Raw genomic sequence first — 1432 nt, 5'->3', positions numbered from 1 at the left:
TGTACTGACCCCAAAAAGTTGGACAAGAACTATTATTGAAAGGATTTGGTTCTGTATTGAACAGGGCTAAATCCTTTTAATTTTGTCTTAATGCGTTTGTGATTGTAATAAAAAATATAGTCTGTGATGGCTCGTTCAAGCTGGTCTAGCGATTTGAAGGTCTTTTCATAACCATAAAACATCTCAGATTTAAGGATACCAAAGAAGGATTCCATCATCCCGTTGTCAGGACTATTACCTTTACGAGACATGGAAGGATGAATGCCCTTAGATTCCAAAAAATGATGATAAGACTGGTGTTGATACTGCCATCCTTGGTCACTATGAAGAATAGTTCCTTCATAATGATTAGCTGGAAATGCCTTCTCAAGCATGGTTTGAACTTGCCTTAAGTCCGGTGATCGCGATAAGGTGAAGTCAATAATCTCACTATTATAACCATCCAGAACAGGTGATAGATAGAGCTTTCCTTCTGGTAGAGCAAACTCAGTTACATCTGTATAACACTTCTCATAAGGCTGAGAACTTTCAAACTGACGTTTAATCAGATTATCAGCTTTCTTGCCGACCTCGCCTTTGTAAGAAGAATACTTGCGTTTACGACGGATACGAGCAGCCAATCCCATTTCTTTCATCAGACGTTGAACCTTCTTGTGATTCACACAGAACCCACGATTGCGAAGCTCCAAGTAAATCCGACGATAACCATAATTTCCCTTGTGCTCATCGTAAATGGCTTGGATTTCGGACTTGATAGCTTTGTCCTTGTCAGCTTTATCCAGTTGCTTCACCTGATAATAGTAGGTGGAACGAGGCATTTTAGCTGTCGCAAGTAAGAGGTCTAGTCGGTATCCTCCTTGAACCATCTCTCTAATTGTTTCTGACGTTCGTGCGCTAGAGCCTCGTCCCTTTCCTCTAGCTCCTTTAACTTTTTTAGGAAGGCCACCTCAGTACGTAGACGTTCATTTTCTTCCTGAAGGCGTTCCAGTTCTGTCATTTCTTCCCAAGTTTTCTTTGGTTTACGTCCCATTTTAGGTATCCTTCCTCTTGGTTTCTCAAGAATAGTATACCCGTTTTTCTTGTATTGCGCTATCCATCTTGAAAGCATACTAGAATTTGGTAAAGCATAATCTAAGGATGTTTGTTTCTGAGAGTGGCCGCCAATCAGGACTTTATCTATTATCTCTTGCTTCAGCTCTGGAGGATAATAACGATTCTTACCTTTTTGAACAATGGCTATCCCATACCTATCAATCAGGCGAAGCATGTATTTGAGATCGGATTCTGCAATACTAAATTTATTGGATAAGGATTTAATTGACTCTCCGATTTGTCGTAACTCATAGATTTGAATCTTGCTTTCATAGCTTAATTTCATAAAAATAGCACCCCAATCGTTAGATTTTACGTCTAACTTTTGGGGTGCGGTTCA

Annotated in this window: 1 protein-coding gene; it reads right to left on the bottom strand. The window is 39.7% G+C overall.

Annotation, left to right across the window (positions count from 1 at the left end; genetic code table 11):
• Positions 1-32: 32 nt before the first annotated feature.
• Positions 33-1378, bottom strand: a protein-coding gene (locus BMI76_RS10430; RefSeq protein WP_180372845.1) for an IS3 family transposase whose coding sequence is annotated in 2 segments (ribosomal slippage) — positions 33-922 and positions 922-1378 — 1347 coding nt in all. Because the reading frame shifts where the segments join, the coding sequence is not laid out codon by codon here.
• Positions 1379-1432 lie beyond the last annotated feature (54 nt).

This window comes from Streptococcus sp. 'caviae' (assembly GCF_001937065.1).
Taxonomy (GTDB): domain Bacteria; phylum Bacillota; class Bacilli; order Lactobacillales; family Streptococcaceae; genus Streptococcus.
Note: the sequence above shows the minus strand (reverse complement) of the source record. Positions and strands in the feature narration are given on the sequence as shown.